The sequence below is a fragment of the Kribbella sp. NPDC004536 genome (assembly GCF_042873835.1).
GTDB lineage: Bacteria > Actinomycetota > Actinomycetes > Propionibacteriales > Kribbellaceae > Kribbella.
Genome location: NZ_JBIALY010000002.1, coordinates 125,901 through 147,245 on the forward strand (window position 1 = coordinate 125,901; position 21,345 = coordinate 147,245).

The 21,345-nt window shown below is 67.8% G+C and carries 19 protein-coding genes; 8 read left to right on the forward strand and 11 right to left on the reverse strand.

Going from position 1 to position 21,345, the window contains the following annotated elements:
• The first annotated feature begins 23 nt into the window (after positions 1–23).
• Together ACFYRU_RS15535 and ACFYRU_RS15540 are read left to right on the forward strand one after the other, a co-directional pair.
• On the forward strand, positions 24–431 hold the full coding sequence (locus ACFYRU_RS15535) for a TIGR03668 family PPOX class F420-dependent oxidoreductase (protein WP_387658462.1): 408 nt from the start codon (positions 24–26) through the stop codon (positions 429–431).
• A 112-nt stretch (positions 432–543) separates the two neighbouring features.
• Complete coding sequence (locus ACFYRU_RS15540; RefSeq protein WP_387658465.1) at positions 544–1,788, forward strand: RNA polymerase sigma factor; 1,245 nt, start codon at positions 544–546, stop codon at positions 1,786–1,788.
• A 64-nt stretch (positions 1,789–1,852) separates the two neighbouring features.
• On the opposite strand, the gene ACFYRU_RS15545 is transcribed toward ACFYRU_RS15540, so the two are convergent.
• Genes ACFYRU_RS15545 through ACFYRU_RS15555 form a run of 3 tightly spaced genes read right to left on the reverse strand, consistent with a single transcriptional unit; the run spans position 1,853 to position 4,869 of the window.
• Positions 1,853–2,830, reverse strand: a complete 978-nt coding sequence (locus ACFYRU_RS15545) for a Gfo/Idh/MocA family protein (RefSeq protein WP_387658468.1) — start codon at positions 2,828–2,830, stop codon at positions 1,853–1,855.
• Positions 2,827–3,834 carry an alcohol dehydrogenase catalytic domain-containing protein gene (locus ACFYRU_RS15550; protein WP_387658471.1) on the reverse strand — a complete coding sequence of 336 codons (1,008 nt, stop codon included), beginning with the start codon at positions 3,832–3,834 and terminating at the stop codon, positions 2,827–2,829. The genes ACFYRU_RS15545 and ACFYRU_RS15550 overlap by 4 nt, the downstream gene beginning before the upstream one ends.
• Positions 3,835–3,885: 51 nt before the next feature.
• Complete coding sequence (locus tag ACFYRU_RS15555) at positions 3,886–4,869, reverse strand: LacI family DNA-binding transcriptional regulator (RefSeq protein ID WP_387658474.1); 984 nt, start codon at positions 4,867–4,869, stop codon at positions 3,886–3,888.
• A 61-nt stretch (positions 4,870–4,930) separates the two neighbouring features.
• On the opposite strand from ACFYRU_RS15555, the gene ACFYRU_RS15560 reads away from it, so the two are divergent.
• Both ACFYRU_RS15560 and ACFYRU_RS15565 read left to right on the forward strand, forming a co-directional pair.
• Complete coding sequence (locus tag ACFYRU_RS15560; protein WP_387658477.1) at positions 4,931–6,229, forward strand: acyl-CoA dehydrogenase family protein; 1,299 nt, start codon at positions 4,931–4,933, stop codon at positions 6,227–6,229.
• A complete protein-coding gene (locus ACFYRU_RS15565; RefSeq protein ID WP_387658480.1) occupies positions 6,229–7,431 on the forward strand; it encodes an acyl-CoA dehydrogenase family protein in 1,203 nt (400 codons plus the stop codon). Before ACFYRU_RS15560 ends, ACFYRU_RS15565 begins: the two co-directional genes overlap by 1 nt.
• Positions 7,432–7,461: 30 nt before the next feature.
• Here the strand turns inward: ACFYRU_RS15565 and ACFYRU_RS15570 are convergent, their stop codons facing one another.
• Both ACFYRU_RS15570 and ACFYRU_RS15575 read right to left on the reverse strand, forming a co-directional pair.
• A complete protein-coding gene (locus ACFYRU_RS15570; RefSeq protein ID WP_387658483.1) occupies positions 7,462–10,839 on the reverse strand; it encodes a sugar-binding protein in 3,378 nt (1,125 codons plus the stop codon).
• A gap of 242 nt (positions 10,840–11,081) precedes the next feature.
• The gene (locus ACFYRU_RS15575) at positions 11,082–12,086 is read right to left on the reverse strand and encodes a helix-turn-helix domain-containing protein (protein ID WP_387658486.1); all 1,005 of its coding nucleotides are present in this window, start codon (positions 12,084–12,086) and stop codon (positions 11,082–11,084) included.
• 188 nt (positions 12,087–12,274) lie between these two features.
• Here ACFYRU_RS15575 and ACFYRU_RS15580 point away from each other — a divergent pair, with 188 nt between their 5' ends.
• From ACFYRU_RS15580 to ACFYRU_RS15590, 3 genes are all read left to right on the forward strand, one after another.
• Entirely contained in the window at positions 12,275–13,120 is an 846-nt protein-coding gene (locus ACFYRU_RS15580) for an oxidoreductase (protein ID WP_387658489.1), read from the forward strand.
• A gap of 51 nt (positions 13,121–13,171) precedes the next feature.
• Positions 13,172–14,773, forward strand: coding sequence for an aldehyde dehydrogenase family protein (locus tag ACFYRU_RS15585; protein WP_387658492.1), 1,602 nt, complete (start codon positions 13,172–13,174; stop codon positions 14,771–14,773).
• A 108-nt stretch (positions 14,774–14,881) separates the two neighbouring features.
• Entirely contained in the window at positions 14,882–15,403 is a 522-nt protein-coding gene (locus ACFYRU_RS15590; protein WP_387658495.1) for a type 1 glutamine amidotransferase domain-containing protein, read from the forward strand.
• A gap of 107 nt (positions 15,404–15,510) precedes the next feature.
• On the opposite strand, the gene ACFYRU_RS15595 is transcribed toward ACFYRU_RS15590, so the two are convergent.
• The 3 genes from ACFYRU_RS15595 to ACFYRU_RS15605 form a co-directional block, all read right to left on the reverse strand.
• Positions 15,511–16,125 (reverse strand): flavodoxin family protein, encoded by a 615-nt coding sequence (locus ACFYRU_RS15595; protein ID WP_387658498.1) that lies wholly within the window; start codon positions 16,123–16,125, stop codon positions 15,511–15,513.
• Between the two features lie 83 nt (positions 16,126–16,208).
• Positions 16,209–17,429 (reverse strand): NRAMP family divalent metal transporter, encoded by a 1,221-nt coding sequence (locus ACFYRU_RS15600; protein ID WP_387658501.1) that lies wholly within the window; start codon positions 17,427–17,429, stop codon positions 16,209–16,211.
• A 4-nt stretch (positions 17,430–17,433) separates the two neighbouring features.
• Complete coding sequence (locus tag ACFYRU_RS15605) at positions 17,434–17,820, reverse strand: hypothetical protein (RefSeq protein ID WP_387658504.1); 387 nt, start codon at positions 17,818–17,820, stop codon at positions 17,434–17,436.
• Positions 17,821–18,014: 194 nt separating this feature from the next.
• On the opposite strand from ACFYRU_RS15605, the gene ACFYRU_RS15610 reads away from it, so the two are divergent.
• Positions 18,015–18,530, forward strand: a complete 516-nt coding sequence (locus tag ACFYRU_RS15610; protein WP_387658507.1) for a DUF2231 domain-containing protein — start codon at positions 18,015–18,017, stop codon at positions 18,528–18,530.
• Between the two features lie 45 nt (positions 18,531–18,575).
• Here ACFYRU_RS15610 and ACFYRU_RS15615 read toward each other — a convergent pair whose 3' ends face one another.
• From ACFYRU_RS15615 to ACFYRU_RS15625, 3 genes are all read right to left on the reverse strand, one after another.
• Positions 18,576–19,352 (reverse strand): polysaccharide deacetylase family protein, encoded by a 777-nt coding sequence (locus tag ACFYRU_RS15615; protein WP_387658510.1) that lies wholly within the window; start codon positions 19,350–19,352, stop codon positions 18,576–18,578.
• Positions 19,353–19,430: 78 nt separating this feature from the next.
• Positions 19,431–20,936: a GMC oxidoreductase gene (locus tag ACFYRU_RS15620; protein WP_387658513.1), complete on the reverse strand. Its 1,506-nt coding sequence runs from the start codon at positions 20,934–20,936 to the stop codon at positions 19,431–19,433.
• Positions 20,937–20,954: 18 nt separating this feature from the next.
• Positions 20,955–21,341: a DUF6379 domain-containing protein gene (locus ACFYRU_RS15625; protein WP_387658516.1), complete on the reverse strand. Its 387-nt coding sequence runs from the start codon at positions 21,339–21,341 to the stop codon at positions 20,955–20,957.
• Positions 21,342–21,345: the final 4 nt, after the last annotated feature.

Genomic DNA, 21,345 nt, shown 5'->3' on the forward strand with positions numbered 1-21,345 from the left:
CCGCGTCGCGTTAGGGTCGTGGGGTGCGGTTGGACGAGGCGGTGTGCAGGGCGCGGGTCGCGGCGGGCCGGGTCGGCCGGTTGGCGACCGTCGGCGCCGACCTGCGTCCGCACCTCGTCCCGGTGACGTACGCCGTCCACGGTGACGACCTGTTCGTCGCGGTCGACCAGAAGCCGAAGTCGACGACCTCGCTGAAGCGGCTGCGGAACATCGAGGCACACCCGGACGTCGCGCTGCTCGTCGACGAGTACGACGAGGACTGGACGCATCTGTGGTGGATCCGCGTGGACGGCGCGGCGCGGGTGGTACCGGAGCACCCGGCGGCGGTCGCGTTGCTGGTGGCGAAGTACCCGCAGTACGAGGCCGACCCACCGGCCGGCCCGGTGATCGCGATCCGGGCCGGCGGATGGTCCGGGTGGTCGTTCACGTGACACCTCGACAGGACGTGTGCGGGCGATCCGGTTGTGCTCACGCTCAGCGGGGCGGCCCGGCGGGTCCAGTGGGCGTATACGTCCTGTCGAGCTGCACATTAGGGTGGGCCGAGTGAACGTGGAGGCGCTGCTGCGGGAGCTCGCGCCGCAGGTGCTGGGGTTCCTGGCGCGGCGGCACGGGCAGTTCGATCTCTGTGAGGACGCCGTACAGGAAGCGTTGCTGGCGGCGGCGACGCAGTGGCCGGTGGACGGCGTACCGGCGAATCCGCGCGGCTGGTTGATCACGGTCGCGACGCGGCGGCTGACCGACGTGTTCCGGAGCGAGAGTGCGCGGCGGCGGCGCGAGGACAACCTGGCGGCGATGGCCGGTCCGGACGAGTTGGTTGCCCCTGGCGCCGATGTGGACGAGACGCCGGACACCGACGACACTTTGACATTGCTGTTCCTGTGCTGCCACCCGGCCGTCACGCCGGCCTCCCAGGTGGCGTTGACGTTGCGGGCAGTCGGCGGTCTGACCACGGCAGAGATCGCGCGGGCGTTCATGGTGCCGGAGGCAACGATGGCGCCGCGGATCAGCCGCGCGAAGAAGAGCATCAAGGCGGCCGGCAGCCGGTTCGAGCTGCCGCCCGAGGCTGAGCAGGCGGACCGGTTGCGGGTCGTCCTGCAGGTCCTCTACCTGATCTTCAACGAGGGCTACACGGCGAGCTCGGGGGAGGAACTGCAGCGCGTCGAGCTGACCGCGGAGGCGATCCGGCTCGCGCGGATGCTGCGTATGGCGCTGCCCAGCGACGGGGAGGCCGCGGGCCTGCTCGCGCTGATGCTGCTCACCGATTCGCGCCGCGCCGCCCGGACGAGCCCGGACGGCGGGCTCGTACCGATCGACGAGCAGGACCGCTCGCTGTGGGACCGCGCGCAGATCACCGAAGGCGCCGACCTCATCCTGCACACACTGCAGCAGGGCACCGTCGGTCCGTACCAGCTCCAGGCCGCCATCGCCGCCGTACATGCCGAGGCCCCGAGTGCGGACGAGACCGACTGGCGGCAGATCCACGCCCTCTACCTGGTCCTGGAGAAGTTCGCCCCGAACCCGATGGTGACCCTCAACCGCGCCATCGCCCTCGCCCAGGTCGAAGGCCCACAAGCGGGGCTCGACCTCCTCGACACCATCGCCGACGACAAGAACATCTCCGAAACCCATCGCCTCGACGCCGTCCGCGCCCACCTCTACGAACGCCTCGGCGAACCACAGAAGGCCCACGACCACTACCTGGCCGCCGCCCGCCGCACCACCAGCCTCCCCGAACAACGCTACCTCCAGGCAAAGGCCGACGCGGTCGGCGTACCGAAGAACGGGTAGTCCTCGCCCCTCAGCTCCCTGGCCACGCTCAGCGGCGCCTACCGAGACGCGATTCGCGCGGGTACTACCCGTCCTTCGGTACACAGCTGACCCGGCGGCCGGTTTCGTGGGACTCGATCGCGGCGTGGGCGAGTTGGAGGGCTCGGCGGCCGGCGCGGGCATGGACGGGTGGGTCTTGTCCGGCTTTCAGGGCTGTCAGGAGGGCGTCGACGTGGCGGTCGAAGGTGCCCGCGAAGTTGCGGGACTCGTCGTCGAAGTAGGTTGAATGCCAGCGTCGTTCGACCGGATCACCGGGTTTGCCGAAGCTGAGCGACCGGACCGTGTCGTGGATGACCAGGCGCCCCTCGGTCCCGTTGATCTCCAGGTGGTGCGTGTCCGGGTAGGCGTAGGACGAGTCGTACGTGCCGAGCATGGTGCCGACCGCGCGGTTCTCGAAGTCGAGCGCCAGCGCGATCGTGCTGAACGCGCCGTACGTCTTGTCGGTCAGGTGCGCGGAGACCGCGGAGATCGGGCCGACAAGGTGTTCGAGCATGTCGAAGCCATGGCACTGGGTCTCGATCAGGTTCGCGTGCGGGGACGTGCCGTGGTTCGCCTCGCCGCCGAAACGCCAGGTCGCGAACACCAGGTCGCCGAGTTCGCCGGCGTCGATCAGCGCCTTGGCACGCTGGACGGGTTCGGCGTACCGGTGGTTGAAGTTGATCGCGAAGAAGTTGCCTCCGGCATCGTCGAGCAGCGTGTCGGCCTCGGCCAGGTCGAAGACGAGCGGCTTCTCGACGAGCAGCGGGATGCCCGTACGGACGAGCTTGAGCGTGACGTCGTAGTGGTCCTCGTTCGGCAGGCAGACCGTGATCAGGTCGGGGCGCTCGCGTGCCAGCATCAGGTCGAGGTCCGTGTACGGAGTGGTGCCGTAGCGTGCTGCCCTGGCTTCGGTGCGGTCCGGCGTACGGCCGACGACGGCGACCAGGTCGGTGTCCTCGCGCCGGGAGAAGATCCGGGCGTGGTACTCGCCCCAGCCGCCGGCGCCGACCACCGCGACCCTCATACGACACCCTCTTGGGTGACGACGACCTTGCCCGTCTCGCCGCTCATGAACAGCCGGAACGCCTCGCCGACCTCGGAGACGTCGAAGCGATGGCTGATCACCCTGCTGATCAACTCCTGGTGCTCCTGGAGCAGCGCGAGGTTGCCGGGTAGTTCGTCGTACCGGAAGTACTCGCTGCCGAGGACCGCGTGTTCGGGGGAGATCAGGTCGTCGGACACGTTCAGCGTCACGCCTTCTCCGTGGCCGACGCAGATCAGCGCGCCGCGCTTGCTGAGGATGTCGAGCGCCGCGCGCCGGGCGGACTCCTTGCCGGACGAGTCGAACGCGACGTCCGGATTCCCGGCCGCCTGCAGATCGCCGGCGGTCAGTGGAATCGCCCCGAACGACTCGGCGAAGTCGAGCCGCCAGCGGGACAGGTCGGAGATGTAGACCGGCACGTCGGCCCCGTACGCCAGCTTGCTCATCACGGTCAGCCCCAGCCCGATCGGCCCGGCGCCGGCGATGTAGACGCTCTCGACGTCCTGCCGGACCAGCGCCGCGCGGCCGAGGGCGTGACAACTGGTGCCCATCACGTCGAGCAGCATCGTGGCGTTGCCGATCTCGATGTCGTCGCTGACCGGGAAGAAGTTCGACTCGTGGACGAGTTCGTACGGGCCGTAGCCGCCGTCGTGGCTGAACCCCATGTCGGCGCGTTTCGCGAAGCACTGGTTGGTGGCGCCGTACCGGCAGCTGCGGCACTCGCCGCAGAAGTCCATCAGGAACACCACGCCGCGCGTCCCGACAGCAGTGCTGGTGTCTTCGCCGGCTCGGAGGACTGTCCCGGCGGCCTCGTGGCCGGGGACGACCGACGAGCCGTCGTAGTACTGATGGCGGTCGGTGCCGCAGACGGCGTTGGCCTGGACCGCGAGCAGCAGCTGCCCCGGGCCGGGATCGGCGTAGTCGTGAGCCGCGAACTCGATGGTTCCGGCTCCGGTGAACTTCGGGGCGAGCGCGGTACGCGTCATGGGGCCGGAATTTACTACGTAGCAAATCCAGCCCACAAGAGGTTGCGCGGGTCAGCGTGCGGTGCTCTCCCGGAGCCGGAGTTCGTAACCGGCCATCCGGTGCTGCGGTACGTGGTCGTCGGCCAGCTGTTCCTCGAGCAGGTCCAGCGCGCCGGCGGCGATCTCGCCGAGCAACGGCGCGACCGTGCTCAGCGTCGGCGTCGACAGCCCCGACTCGACGATGTCGTCGAACCCGATCACTGAGACGGTCTCCGGTACGTCGACCCCACTGCGGCGCAGCGCGTGCAGCGCACCGAGCGCCGACGAGTCGTTCATCGCGAAGATCCCGTCCGGCTGGAGGTTCCCGAACGTCCGCGTGATCGCCGCGGCCGCGGCGGCGGTGGTCCAGTCGCACTCGAGGATCAGCTCGGGATCCACGTCGAGGCCGTGCTTCTTCAAGGCGGCCTGATATCCCTGGCGGCGCAGCTGGTACGACCTCTTCGGCCCGTGGTTCGCGCCGAGCAGGAGGATCCGCCGTCGGCCGGACTCCAGCAGGTGCGTGACTGCTGCCTCGGCTGCCTCACGGTTCTTGATGCCGACGTGGTCGATCGTGCTGCCCGGCTCGCGGTCGCCGACCAGTACGACGGGATGGGCGCCGCGCCGATCGCCGCGGCCGAGCGACACCGCGCTCATGATCACGCCGTCGGTGAGGACGTCGCCACCGCCGCGGAGCAGTTCGAGCTCGGTCTCCCGGCGGCCACCGGTGGTCTCGACGAGGACCGTCGTACCGCGGTCCCGGGCGGCCGCGACGATCGCCTCGGCGAGGTCGGCGAAGTACCGCTCGCGGAACGTCGGGACGGCCAGTGTCACTGTGCCGGTCCGGCCGGTACGGAGCCGACGGGCGGCCGTGTTCGGGCGGTACCCGAGCGCGTCGAGGCTGGCCTGGACGCGGGCGCGGGTCGCGGGGGAGACGTGTACGTAGTTGTTCACCACGTTCGAGACGGTCCGCTGGGAGACGCCCGCGTGCCGCGCGACGTCCGACATGCTCACCGCCATCGGGTCAGGTTATCAACGCAAAAGCGTGACCTGAGTTGTAACTTCGGTTTACAGTGACGGTATGAGCCTTCAGGAGCGGACCCGGCGGGACGCGATCGGTTTCGGCGTCGCCGTGTTGAACCGGCTGGCGCAGTGGCGGGCGATCGACCGGCTCGGGCTGCGGAAACCGGCCGAGCGGGCGGTGTTCGAGGCCACCAAGACCGGATTCCGGACAGCCGGGGCGCTGTCCCGGCGGTTCACCGCCACGTCCAGGCCGGCGTCACCGTCCCGGCTGCCGGCGGCGCAAGGGACCGGGCGGTTCGACCTGACGCCGACCGAGGACCAGCAGCTGATGGTCGAGGTTGTCCGTGAGTTCGCCGCCGACGTACTGCGACCCGCTGCCGCCGCAGCCGATACCGCCTGTACGACGGACGCGAAGATCCTCGACGCGTCCGCCGAGCTCGGGCTGAGCCTGATCGAAGTACCGGAGGACCTCGGCGGCATCGTCACCGAGCGCTCCGCGATGACCGGCGTACTGGTTGCCGAGGCGCTCGCGCACGGCGACATGGGCCAGGCGGTCGCGTGCCTCGCGCCGTCGGCGGTCAGTACGGCGATCTCGTTGTGGGGCGACGAGACGCAGCAGGCGACGTACCTGCCGGCCTTCACCGGTTCGTCCGTCCCGGCGGCCGCACTGGCGCTGCTCGAACCGCGGGCGTTGTTCGATCCGTTCGAGCTGCGGACGCGGTCCACGGGCGGCCTGCTGAACGGCGTGAAGTCGCTCGTACCGCGGGCCGCCGAGGCCGAGCTGTTCGTGATCGGCGCGCAGACCGACGCCGGGCCGCGGCTGTTCGTGGTCGAGCCGGACCACCCGGGCGTGACGATCGAGGCGGAACCGTCGATGGGGTTGCGAGCGGCGTCGCTGAGCCGGGTGATCCTGGCCGACGTACCGGCCGTACCGCTCGGGACCGTGGACGACTATCGGGAGTGCGTGCGGCTGTCGCGGCTCGGGTGGTGCGCGCTGGCGTTGGGTACGGCACGGGCCGTGCTCGACTACGTGACGCCGTACGTCAACTCGCGTGAGGCTTTCGGTGAACCGATCAGCCATCGGCAGTCGGTCGCGTTCATGGTCGCGAACATCGGGATCGAGCTCGAGGGCATGAAGCTGGTGACGTACCGGGCCGGATCGCGTGCCTCCCAAGGGCTTCCGTTCGCGCGCGAGGTGGCGCTGGCGCGGCGGCTGTGCGCGGACAAGGGCATGCAGATCGGGACGGACGGCGTCCAGCTGCTCGGCGGGCACGGGTTCGTCAAGGAACATCCGGTCGAACGCTGGTACCGCGACCTGCGGGCCATCGGCATCATGGAAGGCGCGGTACTGCTCTGATGATCAACCTCGAGACGCCCCGCAAGTTCCGGGCCTTCGTCAACCAGGCGCACCAGGTCGCGGCCGAGATGCTCCGGCCGAACTCACGGCGCTACGACCTGGCCGAACACGAGTACCCGGTCGAGCTCGACATGCTCGCCGCGATGGTCGACGGATTAGGGGCCTCAGGCACCGGTTCCGGCGCGGGCGCTTCCGGCGTACGACGTACCGCTGCCTCCGACGACGAAGTGGTGAACGGGTCGAACCTGTCGTCGGTGCTGTCGATCATGGAGATGTGCTGGGGCGACGTCGGCCTGCTGCTGTCGATGCCACGCCAGGGCCTCGGCAACTCGGCGATCGCGTCCGTCGCCTCCGACGAACAACTGAAGCGCTTCGAGGGCGTCTGGGCCGCGATGGCGATCACCGAACCCGGCTGCGGATCGGACTCCGCCAACATCCAGACGACCGCCCGCCTGGACGGCGACGCGTACGTCCTGAACGGCGAGAAGATCTTCGTCACGGCCGGCGGTCGCTGCGACGCGGTCGTCGTCTGGGCCACCCTCGACAAGTCCCTCGGCCGCGCCGCGATCAAGTCCTTCGTGGTCATGAAGGACACGCCCGGTATGACGGTGGAACGCCTGGAACACAAACTCGGCATCCGCGCCTCCGACACCGCCACGATCCGCTTCGACAACTGCCGCGTACCGGCGTCGAACCTCCTCGGCACAGCCGACATCGACAAGGGCTTCGCCGGCGTCATGCAGACCTTCGACAACACCCGCCCCCTGGTCGCCGCGATGGCGGTCGGCTGCGCCAGAGCCTCCCTCGAACTGACCCGCGACCTCCTGGCGGAAGCCGGCGTACAAGTCGACTACGACCGCCCCGCCCACCAGCAGTCCGCTGCGGCCGCGACGTACCTAGGCCTGGAAGCCGACTGGGAGGCCGCCTACCTCCTGACCCTCCAAGCCGCCTGGATGGCAGACAACGCCCAACCCAACTCCCTCCAAGCCTCCATAGCCAAAGCCAAAGCCGGCCGAACCGCCAACGAAGTAACCCTCCGCTGCGTAGAACTAACCAGCACCCTCGGCTACTCCGAACACCACCTCCTGGAAAAGTGGTCCCGCGACAGCAAAATCCTGGACATCTTCGAAGGCACCCAACAAATCCAGCAACTGATCGTCGCCCGCCGGCTCCTCGGCAAGACCTCAGCCGAACTCAAATAACTTTGGTTGGCCTGGTCCGTGACTGGTCCGTCAGCCGGCGAACGCGATCGGCTTGTAGGTTTGGGTGTCCTTTGTTGTTGTGATGCCGTCGCCGAAGTTGATCCAGCCGCGGCTGATCCCGTCGTCGCTGTCGTTGATCGTGAGTGAGACCGAGGCTGCGGTGCCGGACACGGCTGGGTTGGTCGGGGTGCCGGCGCGCGGCGGCATGATGCCCATGCCGATCGACGTCCAAGGGATCGCGGCCTCGTACGTCGTGGTGTGCGACGCTTCGTCGCGGACAATCGCGACCTGCGCACCCGGAACAGGACTGTTGGCTGCGAAGTTCCAGACCTTCGGCGTTCCGCTGTCGAGGGCGATCCCGTACTCGACGTGAGGCTGCAGTTCGGGTCGTAGGTTGGTCTCGCCCGGCCAGCCGGGCGCGACGCCGAGCTGGATGCCGTCGGCTTGCCAACTCGTCTGGATCGGCTTGGTCGACATCACATCGTCGGTGACCTTGGCCGAGAGGTAGAGGTCCGTCTGGCTCCAGCCGAGGTAGGCCTTCGCCGAGAGATTCGCCGGGGCTACGCCGGGGGCTGTGGGGTGGATCTCGGTCAGGTGAGCGGTGTTGTCCTGGACGCCGTCGACGGTGATCCCCGCGTTGGCGACGTCCGTGACTTCGGACGGCGCCGGAGTGGAGATCGTGCCGCTGAAGCGGGCCGTACTCCCGTCCGAGAACGTCACCTCGAGCGAGTACGTGCGCGTCGGCTGTCCAGGCGGGGCGACAGGCGAAACGAGCGTGGCCTGGCCGCCGGTCGGGACCGTGGGGTCCGCCGGCAGGTGGCCGTCGACCGCGCCGGTGCCCAGGTCCCAGGTCGCCTTCGTGATGGTCTTCGTCGCGGCGGTGCTGTTCGTATACGTCACCTCGATGCGATTCGACCCGCCATCGCGAAGGTGGGTGGGCGAAGCGAGGACGGGGGTTGCCGGCCGTACGTCGGTCACGGACGGCGAGGTCGCCGCCCCGGCGAACGAGCCGCGAACGGTGAGATAGGTCGGACTCTGCCGCAGACCCGCGCCGGCCGTGACCGCGAACGTGATGCTGACCTTGCTCTTCGCTGGAACGGTCACCGTCTGCGTCGCATTCGCGATCGTCCAGCCGCCGTCGTCCGCGGCGGAGACGGTGCCGGTCTGTGGAGCATCGTTGAAGTTGTAGACATCCACTGTCAGCGTGTTTGCCGAGTCGGTCCGGAGCGCGTAGCCGTCGGTGAGCGCCTTGGCTGAAGCCGTTGCATCCCAGTGTTGCTGGAGCACGATTCGGCCCGCCTGGCTGAAGCCTTGCGCTGTAACCGGCGGCGCGGCGGCGGGCGGTGCGACCGTCTTTGCTACGCCTGGGACTGGGCCCATGGTGCGGACGTAGATCGGGTCGGGGCCGAGCTGAAGTGTGTAGTGGCCGTTCGCTGCGGTGAGCGCGGTCGGGCGGCCCATGATGTCTGCCTGCTCGGCGGTGGTCGCGCCTAGGTCCACCGTGACACTCGTCGGGGTCGGCGACCAGAGCACGGTTGCCCAGGTGCCGCGGTCCTGGAAGACGTAGCCGTCGACACCTGCCGGGAGGTGCGGAAGACGGCCCTTGTAGACCGCCGCACCGAGTTGCTGCGTGAGGACGGACTGCGCAGCCATCGATTGCATCGGCTGCCCGAGATCTGGACGGCCGTTCGCGCCCCACGTGATCGTGTTCTCCGCATAGTTGGCGTCGATGAAGAAGAATTGGTGCGTTGTGCCGTTTGCGAGACCCCGCACGGCGTCGGTCACGAGGTACCGCGCCTGGCCGATCCACTGCTTCTCGTCGGGAAAGGACTTGTCCCACGTGTTCAGGCCATCACCTGACTCAGTCACCCAGTGGCTCTTGTTGTCGCCGCCGTACGGCCGAGCCGCCGCGAGCTCGCGCGAAAAGTCCTGCGAGGGGTCGTTCGTCGCGTCCTGGTTGTGACCGGTGTGCGTGTGATACGCGAAGCCGTCGAGGTAGTCGAGCACTCGGTTCCGGTAGAGCAGGTCCGAGTAGTGCGGGTCGAGGCCGGCGAGGCCCCCGTCCGTCAGCTGAGGGGTCGCGCCCGAGTCGGCGAATCCGATCGCCGATGCTTTCGCCATCGCAGCGTAGGCGTCGGCGCCCTCGTCGGCCGAGGTGAATCCGCGATTCTGCTCGTTCCAGATTTCCCAGCCCTGGACGGTGTCCCGGTAGCGCGCGCCGGCTGCCTTCGCGTAGTCGTAGGCCGCGAACAAGTCCTGCGGCAGCTTCTTGTCGCCGCTCGTCGTCCAGCTCGGCGCGGTCGCATAACTGCTCACGGTCTTGAGGCCGTTCTCCTTCGCGATCGCCAGCCACGCGTCCTGCTGCGCCTGGCTGTCGAAGTCGAACGTACCGGCCGACGGGTTGGTCTGGTTGTTCCAGCGGTGGCGGTCGCGGAGCCAGCTGAGACCGGTGAGCTTGAGTACGTGACCGAACGCGGACGCACTGGTGGCCGGCACGAATTTGGAGCCCCAGAGGTCCGCACCGAAGGGGCTGTCGGCGGGACGATTCCGCTCAGCCTCCGAAGGTGTGATCACAAAACTGCCACTCGTCGCCGGTTGCGTCGCGCCGACGCTCGCGACGATCTTGTAGTAACCCGTCGGGAGCGAGTTGCCGAGCGGGATCGGCACGTTGTCCGCTCCGTCCGCCGTACGCACCGTCCCGTGGGCAACCTCGTGGTCCCAGTAGTCGTTCACCGAGTAGGTGACGTCCACGCCGCCGGGGATCCCTGCGTTCAGCTGTGCCGGGATCGTGACGGACGCCCCGTGGGGGTAGACGTTGAGATTCGGGGCGTCGACGAGCGACACGACCGCGAGCGGCACGCTCGTGAAGGAGAGCTTGTCGAGAAGAAGCGTGTAGTTCGTGTTCGGAGCCTGGCGGCGAGTGTTCACCGTGACCGTCACGGTGTTCGAGCCTTGCCGCAATCCGACGACACCGTAGCGATAAGCGAACAACTGACTGTCTACTGTGCCGGTCTGCGTCGCCCCCGCCGTCGAAACGGCAGGGCCGCCATTGACGGAGTACGTGTACGGCGACGCCCAGCCGGCCCCGGTGACCGGGCTCGAGACGCCGTCGAACTCGTACGCACCCGCGGTCGGCGCCTCGATCTCATAGGTGGCTGTGTAACCATCGGCCGGCGCGTCGGATGCTGTGTAGAGGAAGAGGTAGGAGCCGCCGCTCGCGTTCGCGTCGGCGGTTGCCCCCGGTGTCATGGTGGTCGAGACGGGGTGCTCGCCCTCAGCGACGAGGTGCGTTTCGTCGGCGTGGGCGCCCGTACTGAACCCGATGACCGACGCGGAGGTCAGAAGTGCGGTCGCCAAGGCGGCCACGGCGCGGCGGAACGTACGGGCCGGGCGGTTCGCACCATTCATGGCTATCCCCTTCGACCTGCGTGTCTTGGTCAGCCCTGCGCGGCACCGTTGTGAAACCGCTTTCGCGGAAGCTAGCAAGCGGGTATTCGGACGGTCAAGGCTGGACCGCCGCCGCCGAGTGGCCACAACCGGTCAACACCGCCCGCCCTGCCGCGGTGAGCTGTCAGAAGCCAGGCAGGAACAGACAGATCAGGTGGCCGTGAGGGTCGCGGATCACCAGAACCTTTGGACCTTCTTGGACGCTAGGCGCCGGCGAGGGCGGAGGCTCGGAGACCGTCGGGGGTTGTTCCGGTCCAGGATTTGAAGGCTCGGTAGAACGAGTTCGTGTCGTCGTAGCCGAGGAGGAAGGCGATCTCCGAGGTACGTAGGTCGCCGTTGGTGAGGTAGTGCCGGGCGAGGTTCTCGCGGGTGCTGGCGAGGATCGCCTGGTAGGAGGTGCCTTCCTGGCTGAGTTGCCGTTGGAGGGTCCGGGCGCTGGTGGCGAGCTGATTGGTGACGGCGTTGATCGAGGCGTTGCCGGCGGGCAGCGTCTCGGTGAGCGCGGCTCGGACCCGGTCGGCGACTGTGGCCGAGGCTTGGAGATCGGCGAGGCGTCGCCGGAGTTCGGGGGCGAAGACGTGCCACATCTGCTCGTTCTCGGTGAGGAACGAGCGGCCGGCGTCGGCGGCTGCGAACGTGATCGAGTAAGTCCGGGCTTTGCGTAGCCGTGTGCCGAGGTAGTTCTCGACGGCCGTCGGGTCGGCCGGCGGGTTGGGCATGGTGACGCGCGCCGGCCGGACCTGCTCGCGCGTGGCGATGCGGGCCAGCGCGACCCAGAAGATCAGTTCGGTAGTGGCCAGGAGTGCCGGGGGTTTCGGCCCGGACGGCCAGCCGTACGTGATTGTCAACGCGTCGGCGGTGTCGACCTCGAGCCGTACCGGCCCGATCAGCGGCTTGTACGCAGACAGCCGTTGCACGGCCGCGGTGAGGTTCGGGCCGCAGAGCGCGGCGAAGATCGGTGGCGAGAAGAACTCGACCGAGATCGCCTTGCCGATGTCGACTGCGAGGTTGCGTTCTGCGGCGGCGTTGCCTTCGGCATCGAGTGCATCCCAGAGCCGGTAGTACTCCGGGACCGACAGTTCGATTGGCCGGCGGCTGAACAGATCGGCGGGTAGCGCGGCCCGGCGAAGAACCCGCGCCGGAGAGATGCCGAGGTCCCGCAACAGTGCCTGAATGCTCGGCTCCAGGTCGAAACGTTCACCTGCCATGCATCGAGCCTAGCCCCCGGGTCGCCTCGAGGAACATGCACCAGCCGCCATCTCACTCGCAGATCATGCCAATGGCGCGTGGCGGGAAATGCAAGCCGGTCGGCGCCTTGTGCTAGTGGCATCGTGCGTCGCGGTACCTAGCGTGGAGCAACCCAACCCGAATCACGTTGTACGAAAGGGAAGCAACCATGACTACTCCCACCACCGGATCCGTCGCGCTGGTGACCGGCGCCTCTTCGGGCATCGGCGAAGCCACGGCACTGGAACTGGCGAACGCCGGCTGCACCGTGTACGCCGCCGCGCGCCGCGTCGAGCGCATGGCCCACCTGATCGAGTCCGGTATCCGGCCGATCCCGATGGACGTCACGGACGACGTATCCATGCAGGAGGGCGTCAACAAGATCATCGCCGACACCGGCCGCATCGATGTCCTGGTGAACAACGCCGGCTACGGCTCGTACGGCGCGCTCGAAGACGTGCCGATGGACGAGGCTCGGTACCAGTTCGAGGTCAACGTCTTCGGCGCGGCACGGCTCACCCAGCTGGTGCTCCCACACATGCGGGCCACCCGCTCGGGGAAGATCGTCAACATCACCTCGATGGGCGGCAGGATCCACACCCCGCTCGGTGCCTGGTACCACGCCACCAAGTTCGCGCTGGAGGCCATCAGCGACTGTCTCCGGCTCGAGGTGAAGCCCTTCGGCATCGACGTGATCGTGATCGAGCCCGGCGGCATCAGGTCCGAGTGGGCCGGCATCGCCGCCGACAAGGTCCGCGCCGTCTCCTCCGCCGGCGCGTACGCCCCGCAGGGCAACGCCGTCGCCGACTCACTGTCGTCCGAGTCCAACCAGCGACGCTCCTCGCCACCGGAGCTGATCGCCCGCACCATCCGGAAGGCGGTCACGGCTCGCAAGCCGAACACCCGCTACGCCGTCGGGTTCGGTGCCAAACCGATGATCTTCCTCCACGACGTACTCCCGGACCGAACCTTCGACGCGGTCATGCGTCGCGCCACCGGCATCCCGTCGACCTGACGACCTCGCCGCACCTGCCCGACCACGACCCAATGGAAGAAGGAAACGATCATGAAGGCGCAAACGGCGTTCGAGACACTCCAACCTGACCGGTGGGCCGCCACTCCCGTCCCGCAACGACTGGCGCTGCTGCGCCAGGTCCAGCACAACATGGTCCGGTACGCGGCCGAGCTCGCCGGCGCCGACGGCACGATGAAGAACGACCTCGTCGGCCAGGCTGTCTACTCCGATGGTATGAACCTCAACGCAACCGTCGGTCTCATCGGCGCGACCGTCGCCGCGACGATCGACCTGTACCGCTCGATCTCAGCCGGCAGGCCGCTGACCGCCAAGCAGGTAACGCCGTTGGCGAACGGAACCTATGACGTCGAGGTCTTCCCCCGGACCACCAAGGACCGGATGACCGCCGGACGCCAGCGCGGGCATCTCCGGGTGAAGGGGGAACCGCGACAGGCGAACCCGCTCGACAAGAAGCCCGGTGTCATTGCCGTTCTGGGCGCAGGTAACTACAGCGCCTCCACCGAGACCGTCAAAGCCCTGTTCTGGGAGAACAAGGCGGTCATCCACAAGCCGCACCACCTCAACGAAGCAAGCGACGTCGTGTGGCAGCGGATCTTCGCCCCGCTCGTCCAGGCCGGTGCGCTCGCGTTCTGTGATGCCGACCAAGGCCGGGACCTGACCCAGCTGCCGGGCCTGGCTGCGATCTACTTCACCGGCAGCACCGCATCCGCCAAGGCGATCATGGCCGCCACCAGTACGCCGGTCGTCGCCGAGTGTGGTGGCAACAACCCGTGCATCGTCGTACCGGGCGACAGACCCTGGACCGACAGGGAGATCGCCCATCAGGCCGTCCAGTTCGTCTCGCTCGCCAAGATCAACGGCGGCTCGGTGTGCGGGCGCGCGCAGACGCTGATTACCTCCAAGCACTGGGCCCAGCGTGACCAATTCCTCGCAGCTGTCCGGAAGGCCTTCACCGAGGACACCCCCGCCGTCTCCACCTACTACCCCGGCAGCGCCGCGGTGCGACAACGCTTCGCGCGCGAGTACCCCGAGGCCGAGGTGCTGACAGCCGAGGACGGGAAGTACGCCGCCAGCGACGGGCTCCTGATCACCGGCGCCGCGCCCGGCAGTTTCGCGGCCAGGAACGAGGCCTTTTGCCAGCTGATCGCCGAGATCCCCCTCGACGTCGCGCCTGACGCCGACCAGTTCCTGCCGGCGGCAGTCAAGTACTGCAACGACGGGCTGCTCGGCTCCCTCGCCTGCATGCTCGTCATCGACGAGGACACCGGAAAGGCCCATCAGGTCGCGCTCGACAGCGCCTTGGACGCCCTCGAATACGGCGCAATCGCGGTGAACACGGTCCCCGCCCTCATCTTCACCAACCCCTACCTCGTCTGGGGCGGCCACGACGAGCCCGACGAGATCGTGTCCGGGCGCGGTAACTTCGGCAACCTCCTCGGCTATGCGGACGTCGAGAAGGCGATCCTCTTCGACCAGTTCGTTTCCGCGACGCACTTCCTGTACACCAAGGAGCGTCGTTTTGACCGGCTGATGGAAGCGAACGCGCAGTTCACGATGCAACCGTCCTGGATCAACCTGACCAGGATGGTCGGCACAGCCATAACAGCCAACCTGGCCAGAAAAGACTTCTAGCGCGCCGCCGGAAGCCCGGATCCGGCCTGGCGGGATCGTTCTTGGGGGAAGTCCGCATGCGGGCTGTCGTCTCGGGTACCGCTGACAGGACAGCACAAGGAGGTAGTGATGAGCAGAATCGCGTTTCTGGTGGCCGGAGAAGGCGTCGAGCGGGTCGAGTTGACCGAACCGTGGAAGGCAGTCGAGAAGGCGGGCCACGAGCCGGTGCTGGTGAGTCCGGACAGTGGCGAGGTGCAGACGTTCGACCACCTGGCGGCCGCCGAGAAGCTGCCCGTGGACATGATCGTGGGAGATGCCTCGGTGGACGAGTTCGACGCCTTGGTCCTGCCGGGTGGGGTCGCGAATCCGGACGCGTTGCGCCGCGACACCAAGGCAGTTGCCTTCGTCAAAGATTTCGTTGCCTCGGGCAAACCGGTGGCGGCGATCTGTCACGCACCGTGGACCTTGATCGAGGCCGACGTAGTTCGTGGACGCACCCTGACGTCCTGGCCGAGCCTGCAGACCGATCTGCGGAACGCCGGTGCGACCTGGGTCGATCGGGAGCTCGCGACCGACAGCAACCTCATCACCAGCCGGAACCCGGACGACCTACCGGCCTTCTCCGAAGCCCTCCTGAAAACCCTCGGCTGATACCAGAGGAATCCGACCACATGCGTCCGAACCGGACGGGTACGCAACTGACCGACGACGATCTCGAGGAGATCTACGGCGATTTCTGAAAGCGCAGTAGCTGTCGATCAGTTGTCGGTCGCCGGGTACTGCTGATCGCGCAACAGGTGGGCGAGGTGGGCGGCGTTCGCGGTGGCGGTCTTGGTGGTGAGGCCGGTGGTGTCGGGCTTCGGACCGGCGTCCTTGTAGTCCAGCGATCCCATCGCCTCGCCCACCCAGTAGGTCGCGCCGGCCGCCGGGATCGAGAATCCGACGTCGTTCAGCGCCTGGAAGACCTCGGCGCTGACGTGATGCGCACCGTCTTCGTTGCCCACGACACCGACCATGGCCACCTTGCCGTAGACGAGCGGCCGGCCCTGCTCGTCCTTCTCGGACAACTCCGCGTCCAACCGCTCGAGGACCATCTTGCACACGCTGGCGGGCTGTCCCATCCAGATCGGCGTCGCAACGATCAAGATGTCCGCGGCAAGTACCTTCGCCCGTAGCGCCGGCCACTCGTCCCCGTCGCCCTCGTCGACACTGACCCCGAACCGTACGTCGTGATCGGCGACACGCACGACCTCGCCGTCGACGTCGTGGTCCGAGAGCGCGGCCAGCACCTCCCGCCCGAGCAGTTCCGAGCTCGACTCCGCCGGCGACTTCTTCAGCGAACAACTCAGCACCAGTGCACGTAACGTGGTCATCCGATGTCCTCCGTTCAGGCCCCCGCGGAACCGCCCGGTTGCCCGTTACGGGCCCTCGGAAACCTGACGAGCTGGTCGGGTCGTCACTTCAACGCGCCCAGATGGGTGACGAGCATGAGGATCGGTCCGGCGATCGCGACGGCGCAGATCACGGCGTACGACAACCAGGCCATCGGTCGCGCGACGACTCCGCTGGCGTGCTCGCCCATCACTTCGCGGTCCTGCGAGACGCGCACGATCGGGTAGAACGACAGCGGCATCGCCAGGGCCGAGGCGATCACGGCGTACTCGGTGAGCTGGACCGGTTGCACGCGGGTCTGGACGATCGCGAAACCGATCGCGGCGGCGGCCAGCATGGTCATGTACCAGCGCGGCGCGCCACGGATGCCCTTGGTCTCGCCCCACGGCCAGCCCTGGTGCTGGGCGAGCGCGTACCCGCAGGAGAACGCGCTGTCGATGGTCGCGCCTGCGATCGCGGCGAAAGCGCCGACCACGGCGGCGTAGAAGCCGATCGGTCCGAGTTCGTGCAAGGCTTGCTGCAGCGTTGTCGCGAGACTGTCGGGGGTGAGGCCGAGCGGCATCAGTTGTTGCGCCGCCACGATGGTCAGGCTTGCGGCGATCAGACCACCGAGCGGAAAGCCCAGACCGGAGTTGGCCCGGTTCACCGACAGGTCCTTGGTGGTCCACTTCTCTTCGATCGCGCCCGAGGAATAGAAGTAGATTTCGTACGGCATCACCGCGGCGGCGATCATGCCGACCACGAAGTACCAGTACTGCGGTCCGCCGCCGCTGGGAAGGAAGCTGCGGCCGATCTCGTGCCAGGCCGGACCATGGTGGAGCAACGCAATCACGTAGACGACCAGGCCGAGGCCGAGGTACCCGAAGAGCCGCTCGATCGTGTTGAAGGACAGCAGCAAGCTCGATGCGACGATGATCAGCAGGCCGACGAGGGTGAAGAATCCTTCGTTCCAGCCGAGGACGTAGTGCAGCAGCAGTCCTAGACCGCCGAGCTCCGCGGACAGGGTGATCAGGCACACACCGAGGCCGGCCACCAAGGTTGTCGTGGACAACCATCGGGGATAGCGTTCGCGGACCAGGTCGAAGTTCGCCTTGTGAGCGACGATCGCGACCCGGCCGCTGAGCTCGGCCAGTACGATGCTGACGACGACGCCGATGACGATCGCCCACAGCGTGCGGTAGCCGAAGAGTGCGCCGGACTGGCTGTTGAACACCAGTTCGCCGATGTCGACGAAGCCGCCCAGCGCCGCGATGATGCCGAGGGCAACACCGAAGAGCCGCTTCACACTGTCACCTTGCCGTCATCCGGGCGGCGTCGTCGGCGAGCCGGAGCAGCGTGGCGCGGGCGCTCTGCGCTAGGGACTTGTCGTCGGGACGGACCGCCATTGATCCGAGCGCGGCGCCGATCTGGTCCGCGAGTTGCTGTAGGTCGTCGTACCGGGGGAGCCGTTGGTCGTAGACGTTCTTCTCGATCTGGTTCGTGTCGTCCTGCAGTTCCTGGGCGTGCGCGCGGGCGAACGTCGCCCCGGCCCTCCCGGCGATGATCTCGCCCGCCAGGACGGCACCGTCGACGGCGTCGCTGTGCAGGCTGTCAGCGTTGATCTGCACCCGATCGGCGGTCGACTCACAGCCCGTCACCACCAGCAGACAACCGAGGCAGACGGCAACCAATCTCACGGTGCACCGGTTCCCCGGCAGTGCGCAGTTCAACCGGTGCGTTCGCGACACAGCCCTGGCGCCGGCTGTTTCCTGGCATCGTACCGGCGAATCTGCTCAGGAAGGTGATGAGATCGCGAGTGCCGAGGACGTGTTCGCGTGGGTACCGGGATGACGTCTGCAGCGGCAGTTTGCGGTCGCCTCGAGGAGGAATCATGGGTGTTGTCGGAGCACACGGACAGCATCGTGCAAAGCACCCGAAGTGGAGTATCGCGGGCCCGTACGGGCATCCGTACCACCCCGTGATGGTCACGATACCGATCGGAGCGTGGGTGGCGAGCGTGGTGTTCGACATCGTCGCCCTGACCGCCGGAGGGGACGTTGCGGCGTTCCGTGAAGGCGCGTACTGGCTGATCGCGATCGGGGTCGTCGGCGCCGTGCTGGCAGCCTTCTTCGGCATCATGGACCTGCTGACTATCCCGCAGAGCACAAAGGCCTTCAGGACCGCGGTCACGCACATGTCCATCAACCTGACGGTGGTTGTCCTGTTCGTGGTCAGCTTCGCGCTGCGAGCCTCCCACGGCTACGAGAACTCGAACGTCGCCGCCTTCGTCCTGAGCCTGATCGGCGTAGCGCTGCTCGGTGCCTCCGGCTGGCTCGGTGGCAAGCTCGCCTACCGGTACGGCGTCCGCGTAGCCTCCGAAGAAACGCAACAAGAGGGCTTTCGCTGAGTCAGTGTTTCAGTTCTCCGTTGTCGACCGCGCCGTGTGTCGGGCTCAGCAGTTCAGTGGGGGGAAGGTGTAGCCGCGGGTTTTCAGGATTGGTAGGGCCTGGTTGAGGGCGGCGATCGTCTGGGTGCGGTTGCCGCCGCCGTCGTGCAGCAGGATGACGGCGCCGGGGCGGGCGTGGGTGAGGATGTTGTGGACGATGGCTGGTGTGCCCGGGCGGGCCCAGTCGCGGGGGTCGATGTTCCACAGCACCTGGACCATTCCTGCGGCCCGGATCGCCGCACGTACCCGGGGATTGGTGGCGCCGTCCGGTGGCCGGAAGCAGGTGGAGGCGGGGCCGTCGAAGACCTCGTGGTGGAGGTCGCCCGGCGGGAGCGTGGTCAGGATCCGGTGACTCACGGAGTGGCTTCCGATGGTGTTTCCGGCGGCGGTGACCTGTTCGCTGAACCCCGGGTGCGCGGACTGCATGTCGCCGACTTCGAAGAAGGTTGCGTGGGCGCCGTATCGCCGCAGCACCTGCAGGACCGTCGGCGTCCAGTGCGGATCCGGTCCGTCGTCGAATGTGAAGAAGATGACCTTCTGACCGCCTGCCATCGCGGAAGCGGTTGGGTTCGGCGCCGGCCGGCGTACCGGGGACGCGGGCGTGCTGTTGAACGGCGTCGTGGTCGGTGCCGCGGGCGTCGGGGTCGGTCCGGTCGTCGGCTGCTGTCCACCGGGCGTGTCCGCGCATCCGGCGACGCCGACCGCGGCGACTGCAACAGTTGCCGTCCACGCCAGGACATGTCGCCCGCGCGTACCAGGTTTGAGTCTTCTCAGGATCCGCACAGCAGTCAGACGACCGGACACCCGATTCGGTTGACCCCGGGTCCGATTCCTCTCGGCCGACGACGTCTGACCGCAGCCTCAGCCGGCGTCCTTGAGCAGTTTGGCCAGGGCGTGGGCGCCTCGGGTGGCTAGGGCTGTGCTGGTCAGGGTTGGGTTGCAGGAGTTGGCGGTGGGGATCAGGCCGTTGCCGGCCAGGATGAGGCCGTCGATGTCCCAGACTTGCGAGTACGTGTCGCAGACGCTGGTGCCGTCGTTGGTGGGGCCGATTCGGCAGGTGCCCATGTAGTGCAGGGAGCTGCCGGCCGGCATGAGGGTTGGTGTGCCTTCGACGAATTCGCCCAGTGCCGCGGCGGCTCGGGCCTGATGTTTGCGGGCACGATCCAGTTCGGCCTGTTCGCGCTCGGTCAGTTCGTAGCTGTACCGGATACCTGGTAGCCCGTTCTCGTCGGGCTCGTTGTCGACGAAGGTGACGCGGTCCTCCGGGCGTGGCCATTTGCGGACGCCCCAGCCCATGCCGGCGTACCCGGCCGGGTTGTTCCGGAAGCGGCTGTCCGGCGCGAGCGGTACGGGGCAGATGGGGGAGTACATGATCTGCGCGTGGTACGGGTGTCGTTCCTCGTCGAACGGGATCGACACCACGGCCCGTACGGGATCGGTGGGGGTCGCCGGATCCGGTGTCGGTACGACGCCCTCCCGCAGCGCGACGACGCCGAACGTCAGGGGATGTTCGGTCAGGTAGCGCCCGAGGGCGTCCGGCCGGATGCCCGAGGCCCAGAGCAGCTGCGGTGTACGCAGCGAATCGGCCGCGACCACGACGGCGTCGGCACGGACTTCCTCCTCGGCACCGGTCGCCACGTCACGCAGTACGGCACCGACGACGCGGGAGGCCTCGCGCAGCAAACGGACGCACAAGGTCTCGGTTCGCAGCGTGAAGCGGGCGTCGTCGAGCAACGGTGCGAGCAGCAGATCCGGCCCGGCCCACCGCAATGTGCCATCAGACCGAGCGTCGGCGGCGACAGGCAGCGGCCGTACTTCGATCCCGTCCGGCTCGAACTCGTCCCGCAACCGCTCGAGGATCGCACCCGCCTGCGCCGAATCGCCGAACGCCTTCAAGTCGACATGCAGCAGCTGCTCGGCCTCCGTGACATGCGCATCCCACTCGGCGTCGGGGATGAAGTCGATCCGCTCACTGCCCCGCGGCCGGGGTGTGGCACAGGTCCAATGAACCCCCATGCCGCCGACGCAGGTCGACGCCGCAGCCGCGGGGAGCCCAGTCGATCCCTCGGCCGCACGCCCGATCAGATGGGTACCCTGCCGGGCGGTGACCGTACCCTCCATCACGACCTTGCCGGGGATGCCGGTGACCCCGGACTCGGTACGGCGGCCCTGCGACAGCTCCCGCGCTCGCGCCTGGGCCTGCGGATCGGTGATGTTCTTGACGTTCATGCCGGGCGGCTCCGACACGATCGGGCCGGCCTCGACCATCACCACCTCGAGGTCGACGGCGTCGTTGAGGTCCTCCAGCAGCAGCTTCGCGTACGTGGAACCGTTCGGGCCGCTGCCGATGACGAGCACTCTGGGCATCTGGGAAGTCCTTCTCGTTCAGGAGTTGAGGGTGAGCCGCTTGTGATCCCGCCCGCCGCCGGGCACGGGCATGTACGAGATCCGCAGCCGGACGGAGACAGCGACGTCGTGCTCGCCCGGCGCCAGCGGCTCGTCGGTCAGGAAGCCGAGCTGCGCCGGTTCGCCCATCTCCCAGCGATCGTCGAGGACCCGGGGGAGCTCGTCGAAGCGGTAGGTGTTCCCGTGCACCGTGAAGTCGGTCCGCTCGGCCGGAATCGGCGTACCGTCGAGCGTCAGGTCGACGGCCTCGACCATCGACAGGCCGAGACCGCGGTAGTACGGCATCCGTACCTCCACGACGCCTCCGGGCCGGCCGTCGTCGCGGCTCCGGAACCCTTCGTCGGACACGATGTACCGATCGAACATGGCT